Below are 16398 nucleotides of genomic sequence, written 5' to 3' on the forward strand. Positions count from 1 at the left end.
ATGCCACATAAAGCAAAAAAATCTCTTGGGCAAAACTTCTTACAAGATCAAAATATCATTCATAAAATCATTCATGAGGCTCATATTAGCGCTGGAGATAATGTGATTGAAATTGGACCTGGTCTTGGCGCACTTACTACCCATATTCTAAAAAGGGCAAAATCGCTTAGCGTGATTGAATATGATGGTGATGTTATTCCTGTGTTGAAAGATAAGACCAAAGCCATTGGCACACTTAATATTATTCATCAGGATATTCTTACTGTTCAATTTGATCAGTTATTTCATGAGGATAAGATAAAACTTATTGGCAATTTACCTTATAACATTTCCTCGCAAATTTTATTCCATCTTATTCCATTTGCGCGCATGTTTAAAAATATGCACTTCATGCTGCAAAAGGAAGTGGTTGACCGAATTACTGCCTCACCGAATAATAAAACCTATGGTCGATTAAGCGTGATGCTTCAATACTATTTTCAAACTGAAGGTTTATTTATTGTTCCCCCGAATGCATTTTACCCAGCCCCTAAAGTGGACTCTAAAATTATTCGCCTGACGCCCTTTTCAAGCCTGCCTTTTAAAGCCAAAAATGAAGCACTGTTTGCAAAAATTGTCAAACAGACCTTTGAGCAGCGCAGAAAGACATTAAGAAATACGCTAAAGCCTTTTGTAACTGATAGCAGCACACTCCTCTTAGCGCCTATAGATATCACAAAAAGGCCTGAAAATTTATCTGTTAAAGACTTTGTGGCACTGAGCAATTTTATCGAGGAGAAACAATGTCAACCTATGTAATTGGTGATATACAAGGCTGCTATGATGAGCTGATGGAGCTATTAGATAAAATCTCATTCTCAGTTACTGAAGATAAGCTTATTTTTGTAGGAGACTTGGTAAATCGAGGGCCAAAATCTCTAGAGGTGCTGCGCTTTATTAAATCGCTTGGGAAATCAGCTAAGGTGGTGCTTGGCAATCATGATCTATACCTACTTGCGCTTTCCTATGGTTACCTGCCAGCAAATAAAAATGACACCCTTGATGATATATTACAAGCAAAGGACAAGCATGAACTTGTAGCTTGGCTTAAAAAACAACATCTTTTATACCAACATGATAATCACATCATTACACATGCTGGGATCCCGCCTAACTGGTCAATTAAAAAAGCAAAAAAACGTGCCCGAGAGCTTGAGTTTGTCTTGCAAACGGACATCTGCTGTCGACTTTTTTTAGCTAATTTATTTGGCAATGAGCCAAATCGCTGGAGAAAGCACCTGCAAGGTGTGAATCGTTGGCGCTGTATTGCCAATTATTTTACTCGTATGCGTCTGTGCAATGATAAAGGCGTATTAGATCTATCATTTAAAGGAACACTCGGTAACTCCCCTGAGAATTTTGATGCATGGTTTAATATCCCAAATCCGAAAATAAAATCAAAATACACACTTATTTTTGGTCACTGGGCTGCTCTTAAAGGTGTAACAAATAACCCACGTTGTATTGCGATTGATACAGGGTGTGTTTGGGGAGGTGCTCTTAGTGCTTATTGTATTGATAGCAAACATATTTACCAAGTTTCATCCAAATTAAGGAGTGCACAAAATGGCTAAGATACTTGTCGTTCATGGACCAAATTTAAACCTTCTAGGTCAGCGAGAAACTGATATTTACGGCACTGCAACATTAGATTCTATCAATCAAACATTAGAGAAAATAGCGTTAGAAAACAAATTGCAGTACGAACATTTTCAATCTAATCATGAAGGTCAAATCATTGATAAACTACAAAGCCTACAAGGTGCGGTAGACTTTATTATCATTAATCCTGCTGCCTATACTCATACAAGTGTCGGGATAAGAGATACACTCCTTGCAGTGAATATTCCATTTATTGAAACACATCTCTCCAATCCACAAAAAAGAGAGCATTTTCGGCACACATCATATTTTTCAGATATCGCTTATGGTATAATCTCGGGATTTGGTGCCAAGAGCTACGAGCTTGCAATGCAAGCTGCTGTTGAATACTGTCAGCATAATTGCGTTTAACAACACTTAGCAATGAATTAGCAAACCAATAGATGCACATTGCACTGTTTTGCTGTAGATTACGTTGGCGAATGACACACTGAGCAATGTACAGTGTGTATCATACAAATAAAACATATAACAATAACGAAGGGTATAACATTGATGGATATTAAAAAGATAGAAAAACTCATTACACTTATTGAAAACTCTAATGTGAATGAGATCGAAATCAAAGAAGGTGAAACCTCTATTCGCATCACTGGCAATCAGGTGACACCTCCTGCACCTGTATTTGCACAAGCACCCGCACAACAAATTTATCACACACCAATGCCAGCACCTGAGGCTTTAGCCACACCTGTAACCAGTGAAGCACCAGCGCAAGAAAATACTGAAAGCTTACCACAGGGACAACAAGTTAAATCTCCAATGGTTGGTACATTTTATCAATCTCCATCACCTGGTGCTGGCGCATTTGTTAGCGAAGGTCAGGTAGTCAATAAGGGTGATACACTTTGCATTATTGAAGCAATGAAAATCATGAACCAGATTGAAGCTGAAAGTTCAGGAACGGTGCTTAAAATTCTTGTTAATGATGGTGCGCCTGTTGAGTTTGATCAACCTCTATTTATCATCGGTTAAGCTGGGCTGGTATTATGATAAAAAAAATACTCATTGCTAACAGAGGGGAAATTGCCCTTCGCATCTTAAGAGCTTGCCGTGAACTTGGCATCAAAACCGTTGCTGTTCACTCAACAACTGACCGTGATCTAATGCATGTTAAACTTGCAGATGAGACAATCTGTATTGGACCTGCCACACCTGCAGAGAGTTACTTAAATATTCCTCGTATTATTGCAGCGGCTGAAATCTCTGGTGCTGACGCTATCCACCCAGGGTATGGCTTTTTATCAGAGAATGCAGATTTTGCTGAATCTGTTGAATCAAGTGGCTTTATTTTCATAGGTCCACGTGCTGAGAGCATCCGCGTTATGGGTGATAAAGTAGCGGCCATTCAAAATATGAAAAAAGCAGGGGTTCCCTGCGTACCAGGTTCTAACGGTCCAATTAGTGATAATGCTGAAGATAATATTAATATGGCTCGTGAGATTGGTTATCCTATCATGATCAAAGCTGCAGGCGGCGGCGGTGGTCGTGGCATGCGTGTTGTCAGAAAAGAAGAAGATTTGATTAAATTTATTGAGATGACACAAGCTGAAGCTAAGATGGCTTTTAATAACGATATGGTGTATATGGAGAAATTCCTCGAGAATCCACGCCATATTGAGATTCAAGTCTTTGGCGATGGTGAAGGCAATGCTATTCATTTATATGAACGTGACTGCTCAACACAAAGACGTCATCAAAAGGTTATTGAAGAGGCGCCTGCTATTGGATTGACTGATGAGCAAAGAAAAGCCATTGGTAAGCGCTGTGTTGATGCTTGTAAGCTATTAAAGTACCGCGGTGCAGGCACATTTGAGTTTTTATATGAAAATGGCGAGTTTTACTTTATCGAAATGAATACGCGTATTCAGGTAGAGCACCCTGTCACTGAAGCCATTACCAATTTAGATTTGATTAAAGAGCAAATTCGCATTGCTGCTGGTGGAACCCTGAGCTATCAACAAGAAGATGTACAAATCAATGGACATGCTATTGAGTGTAGGATCAATGCAGAAGATCCTGATAAGATGCTACCTTGCCCTGGAAAGATTGATATCTATCATGCCCCAGGTGGCCCTGGTGTGCGCGTTGACTCCCATATCTACTCTCAATATTTTGTCCCACCAAACTATGACTCAATGATTGCTAAGGTGATTGTACATGCACGCAATAGAGACATTGCTATTCAGCGTATGCAAAGTGCATTAGAGGAAATGATTATCAGTGGCATTAAAACAAATATTCCACTGCACCATCGCATTCTGGCCGATAAAGATTTCCAAAAAGGTGGCACAAACATCCACTATCTAGAAAAGCTTTTATCTCAAGCTTAGGATTATCCTCTTATGTTATGGAAAGAGATTTCTCTTAGCTGCTCTCAGCACAATTTAGAGATTATTGAAAACTTTCTTCTTGAGCTTGGAGCTTGCTCAATCAGTTATCAAGATGCTAAAGATCAGCCTATTTTAGAGCCAAAAGTTGGCGAAAATCCGCTTTGGGATGAAGTTACTCTCGTTGCCCTTTTTACCGAAGAGTACGATGTAGATACTATTTCAACTTCTCTTAACAATACGCATTCAAACATCATCAGTGCACTGACAATACGTAGCTTTGAAGATCAGGACTGGACACGGACTTGGATGGAAGATTTCAAAGCGATGTCCTTTGGCAGTCGTTTGATGATTTATCCTAGCTGGGAGAGTCCAAATGATGATACAAAAGTGAATCTTCTTCTTGATCCTGGGCTTGCTTTTGGCACAGGAACCCATCCAACAACAGCGCTTTGTCTTAAATGGTTAGATGAAAACATTACTATTGAGCGCGCCCAGAAGGTTGTTGATTTTGGCTGCGGCTCTGGCATATTAGCAATTGCAGCCAAGAAACTTGGTGCGCAAGAAGTCATTGCTATTGACAACGATCCACAGGCTATTTTAGCCACTAAAGAAAATGCACTTAAAAACCATATTAGCTCTGGAGTCATAGCTTCCCTACCCAGTGAAACACCTCAGAATATACAAGCAGATGTGGTTATTGCCAATATCCTAGTAGGTATTTTAATTGAGCTTAAGGATGATATTCTCTCTAAACTACGCTCAGCTGGCACAGTGATATTTTCAGGGGTACTTGATAGTCAGGTCAATAATCTAATATGTGCCTATGAAGATGAAGTTACCTTTTTAAAACCAACTTACAAGGATGAATGGGCGCTTATCTCTGGCATTAAAAAATGATACAAATTGGCACTTTTTCTTCTGAGAATATTTTATTTCTTGCGCCAATGGCTGGCGTAACCGATCTTCCTTTTAGAGCGCTTTGTAAAGAGTTTGGTGCCGGTTGGGTTGTCTCTGAAATGGTATGGTCTCATAAACATTTGTATGAGAGCACTAAAACACAAAGACGCCTTGATCATAGTGATGAGATTTCCCCTAAGATTATTCAAATTGCTGGCGGAGATCCTGAGCTTTTGGCTGAAGCAGCAATGTATAATGTTGAAAAAGGCGCTGATATTATTGACATTAATATGGGCTGCCCAGCAAAAAAAGTCTGCAATAAACTTGCAGGTTCTGCACTCATGCGAGATGAGAAACTTGTTGGAAATATCCTTAAACAGGTTGTTAAAAGCGTTGATGTACCCGTCACACTCAAAATACGCACAGGGTGGAGCAATGAGCATAAAAACGCTCTTAATATTGCTCGCATTGCTGAAAATGAGGGGATTGCACTATTAACCATTCACGGTCGAACACGTGAGCAAAAATACACAGGCTATGCTGAGTATGATACCATCGCCAATATTAAAAATGCCATCAAGATTCCCGTCATAGCCAATGGCGATATTACCACACCAGAAAAAGCAAAAGAAGTTTTACATTACACGCAAGCGGATGGCTTAATGATAGGAAGAGGTGCACACGGAAATCCATGGATTTTTTCACAGATTAATGACTATTTAGCCAAAGGCCACTATAAGACTTATTCCCAACTTCATAAGCAAAGAGCGATTATTCTCAAGCATATTCAAGCACTCTATCACTTCTATGGCGAGTATATGGGGCTTCGTTTTGCAAGAAAACACGTCGGCTGGTATTTAGATCACTTTAACATGTCAAAAGCGATAAAAAAGCACTTTAATATACTGACAGAAACCAATGCGCAGTTAGAGTATATTCGACAACTAGGTGTTTAGCTTTTGCTGTCCTGCCTAACGATAATCGATTCGCCCCTCAATTAATGCTGGCACACATTCAGGGTCTGCCAAAGTTGATACATCGCCAATCTGAGCTTCCTCAAAGTGTGCAATTTTACGTAAAATACGCCGCATAATCTTACCTGATCTTGTCTTTGGTAATTCATCTGTCCATTGAATCACCTTGATAGTAGCGATAGGTCCATAGGTTTTTCTTACCCAAGCAATAATATCTTTCTTTAGCTGATCAGTTGGAATACTATCTCTTTCAAGTGTAACATAGGCATAAATCACCTCGCCTTTAATTGCATCAGGAATGCCAATTACCGCTGTTTCAGCAACGGCATGATGTGAATCTATAACACTCTCAACTTCAGCGGTACCAATTCTATGTCCAGCAATACTAATAATGTCATCCAGACGCCCTGAAATCCAAATATCGCCCTCTTGATCACGATACGCGCCATCTCCCGGATAATAATAGCCTTTATAGACATTAAAATAGGTATCCATATAACGCTCATGGTCCCCCCACAGCGTTCTCATCATTCCCGGCCACGGTTTTTTAATTGCCAGCGCACCATAATCATGCGCTGAAAGTGCCCCAGAGATTTCTTTAGAGGTATCCTTATTTAAAATTGCTGCCTCGATGCCAAGAAATGATTTCATCGCCGAACCTGGCTTTTGTTTATGTGCAAATCCTGGAGAGATCATAATGCCTCCTGTCTCAGTTTGCCACCAAGTATCTACAATGGAACAATTGGATTTGCCAACCTTATCATGATACCAATACCATGCTTCACGATTAATAGGCTCACCAACAGACCCAAGTACTCTTAATGAGTCACGTGAAGTATTAGCTAAAACCGCCTCATCACCCTCTGCTTGCAAGGCCCGAATCGCGGTTGGCGCAGTATAAAATATATTCACTTGGTATTTATCAACAATATCAAAAAATCTTGATTTAGCTGGATAGCATGGAACACCTTCATAGATAAGCGTTGTTGTCCTATTAGCCAAAGGCCCATACACAACATATGAATGCCCAGTAATCCAACCAACATCTGCTGTACACCAATACACATCATTTTCTCTGACACCAAAAATCTCACGATGCGTTAAAGAAGCATATAAAAGATATCCCGCAGTGGTATGCACAACCCCTTTTGGCTTTCCTGTAGAACCAGAGGTATAAAGAATAAAAAGTGGATCTTCTGCATTCATTGGCTCAACATCACATTGCTCACCCACTTCATTTGCAAGCAAGTGATATAAATAATCACGTCCATGTTCTAATTGAATGTCATTTTTGGCGTGCTCAACCACCAAAACTTTTTCCACCGTGGGACAGTTTTTAATTGCAATGTCGACATTCTCTTTAAGAGCTACTTTTTTTCCACCTCTAAAACCACCATCTGCTGTAATAATGAACTTAGAAGCAGCATCATTGACTCGATCTTCAATGGACTGAGGTGAGAACCCAGCAAAGATTACAGAATGAATTGCACCAATTCTAGCACAAGCAAGCATCGCAATTGGTGCCTCAAGAATTAGCGGCAAGTAAATACATACCACATCGCCTTTTTTAACACCTATTTTTTTTAACACATTAGCAAAGCGCATCACCTGTTTGTGAAGCGTATCAAAGCTAATTGCTTTGTAGTCGTCAGGGGAATCCCCTTCCCAAATCAACGCAGTTTTATCTGCATATTTATCTAAATGGCGATCAACACAGTTATAACATACATTTAACTCACCCTCTTCAAACCATTTAATATCACCTGTGTTAAAGCTGCCACTTTGTAGCGTCTTCCAAGAGGTTATCCAATCGAGTTTTTCTGCTTCTTTTGTCCAAAAAGCATTTGATTCATTTAAACTAAACTCCTTCTGACTCAGCCAATCACTTTGTTGCATAAACGCACCCCATTATGTAGATAAAGTACAAATTCTGTTATGAAAATAAGGTTATCAAACTTCCTCTAAAGAAACCATAAGAAAATCTGTTGCGGCGTATATAGCACTATTGCAAACAGCATAAATCATTGTAAAGACTATTTGTAATATTGCCTTGTCAGCTTAAATACCACTGGGCTTAAAAGTAAAAGTGCAATTAAATTTGGAACAGCCATTAATCCATTTAATGTGTCAGCCAATAGCCAAATAAAATCCAGCTTTGCCACTGCGCCAACTGGCAGTGCAATTATCCAAATGATACGAAATGGAATAATTCCCTTCTCACCAAATAAAAACTCAATACAACGCTCGCCATAATAACTCCAGCCGATAACCGTGGTAAAGGCAAAAAAGACAAGCCCAAGCGTTACAACCCATGTTCCAAGGTATGGAACAAGTAAATTCATCGAATGCGAGGAAAGCTCTGCGCCACTGGCACCAGATGACCAATAACCCGATAAGATAATAACCAACGCTGTCATTGTGCAAATAACGATGCTATCGATAAAGGTTCCAAGCATTGCAATGGTGCCTTGGCGCACAGGTGAGTTAGTTTTAGCCGCAGCATGGGCAATGGGCGCTGAGCCTAAGCCTGCTTCATTTGAAAACACACCTCGCGCCACCCCCATTTGGATGGCAAGCATAATTCCAGCACCTGCAAATCCACCCGTTGCAGCAACAGGAGTGAAAGCATAAGTAAAAATAAGTGCAAAAGCTTGAGGAAGAAGATGAATGTTAACGATGATAGCAATTAATGCACACACGATATAACCAATCGCCATAAAAGGCACAATGGCACTTGCAACATGGGCGATGCGCTTAATACCGCCCAATAGAACAAGCCCTGCTAATATCGCCACAATCACGCCAGAAACAACAGGCGGAATGGATACATTTACTGATAAGACATGTGCAATTGAATTTGACTGCACCATATTACCAATTCCAAATCCAGCAATACCACCAAATATAGCAAAGAGCACGCCGAGCCAAACGAACTTCTTGCCCAAGCCATTTTTAATATAATACATAGGCCCACCAACATGGCGCCCTTTGTCATCTACTTCACGATATTTAACTGCCAACACTGCCTCGGCATATTTAGTTGCCATCCCAACAATTGCTGTACACCACATCCAAAATACAGCGCCTGGCCCACCAATAGCAATAGCCGTTGCCACCCCAGCAATATTTCCTGTTCCAATCGTTGCAGAAAGTGAGGTCATTAGTGCTTGAAAGGGAGAGATATCACCCTCGTCCTGAGTTTTTCTCCTTGAGAATAACAATTTAAATGCATAGAGCAGCTTTCTTATTTGCATAAAGCCAAGCCCAATGCTCAGCACCAAACCGACCCCAAGCAATAACACCAGCATGTAAGGGCCCCATACGTAACCATTTAACATGGTGAAAAAATCTGAAAAATACTCTCCCATCGCAAATAACTCCCTCATTGATTTGACTTCTCAATCACCACCGTAAAACAGCTAGAACAAATTGTAAAGCGTGATGCTTTAAAAAATCTATTGCCTCTAATGATATGCACTTTATACTGAGTAAATCTGTAACTTTTTTTCACGCCATATGAAAATATTCAAACACCTTTACGCCCAAGTCATCATTGGTATTATCCTAGGGATTATTCTCGGTATTATTTCCCCAAATATTGCAACGCACATGAAACCATTTGCCGATATTTTTATTAAGCTTATCAAAATGTTGATTGCCCCAATTATCTTTCTAACTATCGTCTCTGGAATTGCTGCAATGCGTGATTTAAAGGCTGTTGGAAAAATTGGTGGCGCAGCCCTTGTTTACTTTTTTCTTACAACACTTGCAGCACTTGCCATTGGCGTTATTGTTGCCAATTTACTGCACCCAGGAAGTGGAATGAACATTGATGCAAATGCACTTGATATTAATGCTGCTCAAGCTTATATCGGGAAAGCCGAACAAATGGATTCACTTCAGGGCTTTATTTTTAACATTATCCCACACAGCTTTCTAAGTGCCTTTACGGATGGCGAAATTTTACAAGTACTTTTTGTTGCCATCTTATTCGCCATTGGCTTATTACTCTACGGTGATGGCGCAGAGCCTATCGTTAAGGGCATTCAGAAACTATCTAAAGTGTTCTTTAAAATTATTCACGCTATTATGCACTACGCCCCACTTGCTGCTTTTGCTGCTATGGCGTATACCATTGGCGAGTATGGCCTTCACTCTCTTCTTGGACTTATTGGTGTTTTACTTTGCTTCTATCTAACCTGTCTTGCCTTTATCTTTATCGTACTTGGCGCCATTTTATACTTTTACTGTCGCATTAGTATTTTCCAACTTATAGGCTACATCAAAACAGAAATATTGATTGTTCTTGGCACTTCCTCCTCAGAGACTGTATTGCCTAATTTAATCGAAAAGCTCACAGATCTTGGCTGCAAAAAAACCGTCGTAGGACTAGTGATTCCAACTGGCTATTCCTTCAACCTTGATGGCACAGCAATATATCTTTCTTTAGCTGCGCTTTTTATTGCTCAGGCAACAAACTCTCATCTGAGCTTTGAGCAGCAACTCTTTATGCTCGGCGTGATGTTAATCAGCTCTAAAGGTGCAGCTGGAGTTACAGGAAGCGGATTTATCATCCTTGCAAGCACCTTGGCTGCTATTGGCGTTGTACCTGTCTCTGGCATCGTGATTATTCTTGGCATTGACCGCTTTATGTCTGAAGGTCGAGCGATCACCAACATGATTGGAAACAGCATTGGAACTATTATTATTGCCAAATGGCAAAAGTCCTTTGATTCTGAGAAAGCAAAAAAGATACTCGCCAAATCATAAAGCTTACCACTTTAATTTTTTAAACTTGAATCCAACGCTTAATCACTCTGGAAAATTCAGGACAACGCAGATAGCCAAAGGATTTATGTGGATTTTTTACCATTTTCCCCAAAAGCTGATTATACGCTTCATACTCATTATGAACCAAACGGTCAATCACCTTAGTTCCCGCTCTATTGGGCGCATAAATAGAAGATAGCTTAAGCTTATAGCATGCCAAATCTCTTGGGTCTGTAAAATTATACCAGCTATCAACAACTGTAGGGGTACGAAGCTTTTGACGAAAATGGCCATCTGTTAATGTCGCCAAAGGATGCTTATAAGCAATAGCATAAGAAAGCGGGGCTCCCAAAGTACAAAGCCCATCGACTACATCAATATCTTTAACAAAAGAGCGCAAATTGCGTAAAACATCGTAACTAATAATCGCCCCCATGGAATGCCCAATAATGATGATACGCTTCCCTTGATGCTTTTTTATCTCCGTAATCAGCTCATTCATCAAAATCTCTCGAAGGGATTTTCTCTGCCCATTTCGATCATAAATTCTAATCTCTTCATTATAGTAATAAGCCATATCGCGAAAGTATTTGTTTGCCGCCCAAAACGAAATAGATTCTTGCTTTTGCAATAAATTAACCAGCTTTCGCTGTATATTTTGCTTAAAAAGCTCCATCCGTTTCAAAAATGAATGCGAAAACCGAGCAAACTTTTGACTCTGCGCTTCGATATAAGGCTCTGTATTATATAGCTCATCAAAAAAGAAATGATCATCGTTATGCAAAGGGTATTTATGGAGCAAATCAGCCCAATATAATAAACTAAATTCAATATCACCATAATAATGGCAGTTCTTTTTAAGGCCTTCTAAAATAGCCTCTTTCCACCATTTTTCCGTTATGAAATGACTATTTTTATTTAAAAGGCCATGTACACCAATGATAATGTAATCTTTCATCTGTATTATCCAAATACATCAAAATCAAACCTATGATTACATTATATCAGCTTAGAAAAATTAAGCCTGACGCTACAAGCTCATTAATGAAGCATTACCGCCTGATGCGGTTGTATCAATGCTCACTGTACGTTCAACTGCAAGCCTATGAAGATACAATGGTCCACCAGCTTTAGGACCTGTTCCAGATAGGCCTTGACCACCAAATGGTTGCACACCAACTACAGCCCCAACAATATTACGGTTCACATAAATATTGCCAACACGTATGCGCGATTTAAAAAACTCAACCGTCTCTTGAATACGACTATGAATACCAAAAGTTAAACCATATCCTGTTGAGTTAATTTCATCTGCGACTTTGGGCAAATCTTTTGCCTTAAAGCGAACAATATGCAAAACTGGCCCAAACACCTCGCGCTTCAGTTGGGAGATCGCATCAATTTCAAAGACACAAGGAAGAACATATTGCCCTTCATTTAAGGCCTTATCTCTTTGCAACTCATAGATCAATTTAGCTTCTTTTTTCATTTTTTGAATATGAGATAAAAGCCCCTCTTTTGCCTCACCATCAATAACTGGGCCAATATCCGTTTCGATATAACTTGGATCACCCACTGCCAACTCATCCATTGCACCTTTTAGCATTTCAATTACATTATCAGCAATATCTTCCTGAAGATATAATACTCTTAAAGCAGAGCATCGCTGTCCTGCACTGTCAAAAGAGGAATTGATCACATCTTTTACTACCTGCTCTGGCAAAGAGGATGAATCCACTACCATCACATTTTGCCCACCTGTTTCAGCAATTAAAGGAATAATCGCACCTTCTTTTTTCGCCAAAGTATTTTGAATAATCTTTGCCACCTCAGTTGATCCTGTGAAAATCACTGCTTGAACTTTATCACTGTCAATTAACGTTGCACCAACTGACTCACCATCCCCAGGCACAAACTGAAGAGCCTTTTCAGGTACCCCAGCTGCATGCAAGAGCTTCACAGCCTCATAAGCAATAATGGGGGTTTGTTCAGCAGGTTTAGCAACCACAGTATTTCCCGCAGCCAATGCAGCTGTTACCTGCCCTAAAAAAATCGCCAATGGGAAGTTCCAAGGACTAATACAAACACTCACACCCCGTCCATGAAGAGAAATTTGATTTAACTCACCTGTTGGACCTGTTAATGTTTTTGCTTGAGAAAACTCCTCCTCTGCCTGATTCGCATAATAGCGACAAAAATCAACCGCTTCTCTAATTTCACCAAGTGCATTAGCTAATGTTTTCCCCGCCTCTTTAACAGCAAGTGCCATGAACTTTGGCATATTATCTTCTAAAAGCTCTGCGCATTTTCTAAGTGCATCAGCGCGCACTTTCGCTGGCGTTGACTCCCAAGCCTCAAAGGCATCTTTAGCATTTTCCATTGCTTTTTTTGCAACGGTTGAATCCGCATTATAGACATAACCAACAGGCTTATTATTAGCAGGATTAAAGATTTGCTCTTTAGTTAATGTATTAACATCGATGCCAGTAACAATAGGCGCTGCATTAAATTCACTATGATCAAAGGCACTCATTTCAAGTGCAAGCTTTTCTAATGAGCGCGTATCATTTAGATTATAACTTTTTGAATTCATACGTTTTTCTCCATAAATCATATTTGGTAACGGAATAAGGTGATGGGGTTCAAAGCCTTTTTGTCTTGCAATTTCAACAGGGTCTTCAACCAATGCTTCAATTGGGGTTTTCTCATCTACAATTCTATGAACAAAAGACGAATTTGCACCATTTTCTAAAAGCCTTCTTACTAGGTAAGGCAGTAAATGTTTGTAAGTTCCAACTGGTGCATAAATACGACAAGGAATATTATAGTTTTTCTCTCCAACGACATGATCATAAAGCGCATCGCCCATTCCATGAAGACACTGGAACTCATAGTCTTTATAGCTACCTGCCAAGTGCATAACCATCGCTGTACTGTAGGCATTATGTGTTGCAAACTGAGGATAAATATGCGCTGTGTTTTGGAAAAGTTTTTTAACACACGCCTGATAAGAGACATCGGTATAGCATTTTTCAGTAAAAACAGGATATCCTGCTAAACCTTCAACCTGTGCATGTTTTATCTCAGCATCCCAATAAGCCCCTTTGACTAAACGCACCATAAAACGATGATCCGTTCTTTCAGCCAAATCAATTAAATAATCAAGTACAAAGGTTGCACGCTTTTGATAGGCCTGAACAACAATACCAATTCCATCAAATCCTAAAAGCGAGTTCTCATGCGCAAGGCGTGATACAAGCTCCAATGATAACTCCAACCGCTCGGTTTCCTCAGCATCAATATTAATACCAATTTGATGGTGCTTTGCAAGTTCAACCAAGGCCAAAATCTTTGGATACATCTCACTGTGCACACGATCAGATTGTGCTACTTCATACCTAGGATGCAGTGCTGAAAGTTTCACTGAAATGCCGGGATTTTCTCTAACATTATTATACTTAGCAGCCTTACCAATTGACTCAATTGCCTGATAATACTCTTTGAAATAAAACTCCGCATCTTTCGCTGTTGTTGCCGCTTCTCCCAACATATCATAGGAGTAGCTAAAGCCCATTTTCTCTTTTTCTTCTGCACGTTTAAGTGCTTTATTAATACTCTCGCCCATCACATATTGCTGCCCCAATACTTTCATTGCATGCATAACAGCACGACGAATAACCGGACGTGAGCGTTTATCCAAAAAACTCTGAAGCGCTGATTTGAGCTTCTTGCCATTTTGAGTTGGTTTTAAGATTTTTCCTGTCAGCATTAAACACCAAGTTGCCGCATTCACAAATAAGTGATCACTATCACCAACATGCTCTTGCCAATTTGCGGCAGTGAGTTTATCTCTAATTAACTTATCCGCCGTGAATTTATCTGGCACCCGTAAAAGCGCTTCGGCCAAACACATCAACACGATGCCTTCCTCACTTGAAAGGTCATACTTAGCCATAAATGCATCAAGACCACTTTTACTTAAACGTGTCTCACGAACAGAAGCCACAAGGCCGCTTGCAATGTCCTGAACTTCTTCTCTTTGTCTATCACTAAGAGTAGCTTCTTCTGCAAGGTGACTTAAAATGGTTTTCTCATCGATCAACCAGTGCTTTGAAATATTACACATCAAGTTTGATCGATCAAACTTATCTTCTCTATCAAGAATCATGCTTATCGTACCTTCTGGCTCAGCTAACACACTATCTACAAGTTTTTGTGGCTGTCTATCCATTATTTCACTCATATCTCCACCCTTCTTACATTAGAATCGAAATCATTGTTATCAATGCTTCAGCTTGCACTGAAATCACCTAATACCAAAACTTCTCTTAACTTTAACTATGGTATATCGCTATATTAATTAATTATTTATTGATGAAATGAACGCTTCTTTTCCAGCAACACTTTCTCAACAATGTCACGATATTGATCATCCGCCTTTTTCGACTGAATAAACCACGCAAATAAGTCTTGATCTTCACACAATAAAAGCGCATGAAACTGATTTTTTTCAAGCTCACTTGCCTGTAAATAAGCATTTTCAACATAAGGCTCAAGCATCAAATCAAGCTCCAACATTCCTCTTTTAGCAGCAATTCTCACTCGATTCAATGCGATTTGATTATCAGACATAACACCCCTAAATATGCTTTTAACACATGATGGGCCATCTTAGCATAGAAGATCAAAAAAATATAAACGAAACCACCAAAATAATGCTTGATTATGAAATACATCCATCACACTTATTCCAGCATACTTTCTTCCTTGCTACGGCAGTTGGTAGGTAAGTGTTCCACGAACACACCTTGAATACTAACGCTGTCTCAATTGCAAGAATGGCCCTCATCAATCTGGAAAATGTTTCAAAAAAAACCAACTTGACGGGAATTGCTGCACCCTACAGACTGGGCGAAAACTGCTACCTTAAACTAATAGCTATTCTATTAAACGCATTCATAAGAGAGATGCAAATTGTTAAATCCACGATCTCTCGATCAGTATAATACTCTTTGATTTCCTGACAATAAGCTCTTGCTTTGTGAATTTGCATATGATGTGTCAATAGTTCACAAAATTTCAATGACACTCGTTCCTTGTCATTAAATTCATTTGAATCCATTGATCTTGGTAAGGCAATTAGCTTATTTTCAGAAATGCCACATTTTATTGCTTCTTCCATATGCATTTCGATGCAATAAGTACATCCGTTGATTTGTGAAACCCTCAGTTCCACAAGTGTACGAATGGTTTGGTCTAAAGGTGAATCTTTTAAACTTCCATGACTCTTGTATAAGTAATTCATTGTATTTTTTGATATTTTATAATATTCCATGTTTCTTTCCTCGTTAAATTTTTATTTATTGTAATATGCTCAGATGATTTATAAGCTGACCATACATTAATGCTCCACCAATACAATTAGTTAGTTGGTATAGGTTCTTTCAACCATTGGGTAGTGTTTTACTTTGTCTTAACTCCGTGTAAAATGCTCAATCAAAAATGGCAAAAATTGACGTTACTTGCAGGCTATGTAAATCCAATAATACAGTAAAGGCTGGTAGGCATAGGATAAAGTCAAACCCTGAGGGAGTTCAGAAGTATAAATGCCAAGATTGTGGCAAATACTTTCAGCTTGAATATAAAGCAAAAGGCAGGCTTCCTGAGACAAAAGAAAAGATTATTGATATGTGCAACAATGGTAGTGGTATTCGTGATACGGC

General features: G+C 39.4%; 15 protein-coding genes. 9 read left to right on the top strand and 6 right to left on the bottom strand.

Annotated features, from left to right (window positions below; genetic code table 11):
• The 7 genes from rsmA (at position 1) to dusB (ending at position 5887) form a co-directional block, all read left to right on the top strand.
• A complete protein-coding gene (gene rsmA, locus A37Q_RS0110545; RefSeq protein ID WP_018300237.1) occupies positions 1-798 on the top strand; it encodes a 16S rRNA (adenine(1518)-N(6)/adenine(1519)-N(6))-dimethyltransferase RsmA in 798 nt (265 codons plus the stop codon).
• Positions 783-1613 carry a symmetrical bis(5'-nucleosyl)-tetraphosphatase gene (locus A37Q_RS0110550; RefSeq protein WP_018300238.1) on the top strand — a complete coding sequence of 277 codons (831 nt, stop codon included), beginning with the start codon at positions 783-785 and terminating at the stop codon, positions 1611-1613. The genes rsmA and A37Q_RS0110550 overlap by 16 nt, the downstream gene beginning before the upstream one ends.
• Positions 1606-2052, top strand: coding sequence for a type II 3-dehydroquinate dehydratase (gene aroQ / locus A37Q_RS0110555; RefSeq protein WP_018300239.1), 447 nt, complete (start codon positions 1606-1608; stop codon positions 2050-2052). Before A37Q_RS0110550 ends, aroQ begins: the two co-directional genes overlap by 8 nt.
• A 144-nt stretch (positions 2053-2196) precedes the next feature.
• A complete protein-coding gene (accB, locus tag A37Q_RS0110560; protein ID WP_018300240.1) occupies positions 2197-2676 on the top strand; it encodes an acetyl-CoA carboxylase biotin carboxyl carrier protein in 480 nt (159 codons plus the stop codon).
• Positions 2677-2690: 14 nt separating this feature from the next.
• On the top strand, positions 2691-4034 hold the full coding sequence (gene accC / locus A37Q_RS0110565; protein WP_018300241.1) for an acetyl-CoA carboxylase biotin carboxylase subunit: 1344 nt from the start codon (positions 2691-2693) through the stop codon (positions 4032-4034).
• A 12-nt stretch (positions 4035-4046) separates the two neighbouring features.
• Positions 4047-4931 carry a 50S ribosomal protein L11 methyltransferase gene (gene prmA, locus A37Q_RS0110570; protein WP_018300242.1) on the top strand — a complete coding sequence of 295 codons (885 nt, stop codon included), beginning with the start codon at positions 4047-4049 and terminating at the stop codon, positions 4929-4931.
• A complete protein-coding gene (dusB, locus tag A37Q_RS0110575) occupies positions 4928-5887 on the top strand; it encodes a tRNA dihydrouridine synthase DusB (RefSeq protein ID WP_018300243.1) in 960 nt (319 codons plus the stop codon). Before prmA ends, dusB begins: the two co-directional genes overlap by 4 nt.
• Positions 5888-5902: 15 nt before the next feature.
• On the opposite strand, the gene acs is transcribed toward dusB, so the two are convergent.
• Positions 5903-7801: an acetate--CoA ligase gene (acs, locus tag A37Q_RS15285; RefSeq protein WP_018300244.1), complete on the bottom strand. Its 1899-nt coding sequence runs from the start codon at positions 7799-7801 to the stop codon at positions 5903-5905.
• A gap of 137 nt (positions 7802-7938) precedes the next feature.
• A complete protein-coding gene (locus tag A37Q_RS0110585) occupies positions 7939-9273 on the bottom strand; it encodes an alanine/glycine:cation symporter family protein (protein ID WP_026196644.1) in 1335 nt (444 codons plus the stop codon).
• A gap of 148 nt (positions 9274-9421) precedes the next feature.
• On the opposite strand from A37Q_RS0110585, the gene dctA reads away from it, so the two are divergent.
• The gene (gene dctA / locus A37Q_RS0110590; protein WP_018300246.1) at positions 9422-10675 is read left to right on the top strand and encodes a C4-dicarboxylate transporter DctA; all 1254 of its coding nucleotides are present in this window, start codon (positions 9422-9424) and stop codon (positions 10673-10675) included.
• A gap of 19 nt (positions 10676-10694) precedes the next feature.
• On the opposite strand, the gene A37Q_RS16300 is transcribed toward dctA, so the two are convergent.
• The 4 genes from A37Q_RS16300 to A37Q_RS0110610 all read right to left on the bottom strand — a co-directional run bounded on the left by A37Q_RS16300 (position 10695) and on the right by A37Q_RS0110610 (position 16010).
• Positions 10695-11633 carry a lipase/acyltransferase domain-containing protein gene (locus A37Q_RS16300; RefSeq protein ID WP_018300247.1) on the bottom strand — a complete coding sequence of 313 codons (939 nt, stop codon included), beginning with the start codon at positions 11631-11633 and terminating at the stop codon, positions 10695-10697.
• Between the two features lie 72 nt (positions 11634-11705).
• Positions 11706-14849 carry a bifunctional proline dehydrogenase/L-glutamate gamma-semialdehyde dehydrogenase PutA gene (gene putA / locus A37Q_RS0110600; RefSeq protein WP_026196645.1) on the bottom strand — a complete coding sequence of 1048 codons (3144 nt, stop codon included), beginning with the start codon at positions 14847-14849 and terminating at the stop codon, positions 11706-11708.
• Positions 14850-15043: 194 nt separating this feature from the next.
• A complete protein-coding gene (locus tag A37Q_RS0110605; protein WP_018300249.1) occupies positions 15044-15307 on the bottom strand; it encodes an FAD assembly factor SdhE in 264 nt (87 codons plus the stop codon).
• Positions 15308-15596: 289 nt separating this feature from the next.
• Positions 15597-16010: a carboxymuconolactone decarboxylase family protein gene (locus A37Q_RS0110610; RefSeq protein WP_018300250.1), complete on the bottom strand. Its 414-nt coding sequence runs from the start codon at positions 16008-16010 to the stop codon at positions 15597-15599.
• A 167-nt stretch (positions 16011-16177) separates the two neighbouring features.
• Between A37Q_RS0110610 and A37Q_RS0110615 the strand changes: the two genes are divergently transcribed.
• Positions 16178-16398, top strand: a 221-nt coding sequence (locus A37Q_RS0110615; protein WP_018299078.1) for an IS1/IS1595 family N-terminal zinc-binding domain-containing protein, incomplete at its 3' end; no start/stop codon positions are given.

This window comes from Fangia hongkongensis FSC776 = DSM 21703, from assembly GCF_000379445.1.
Taxonomy (GTDB): domain Bacteria; phylum Pseudomonadota; class Gammaproteobacteria; order Francisellales; family Francisellaceae; genus Fangia; species Fangia hongkongensis.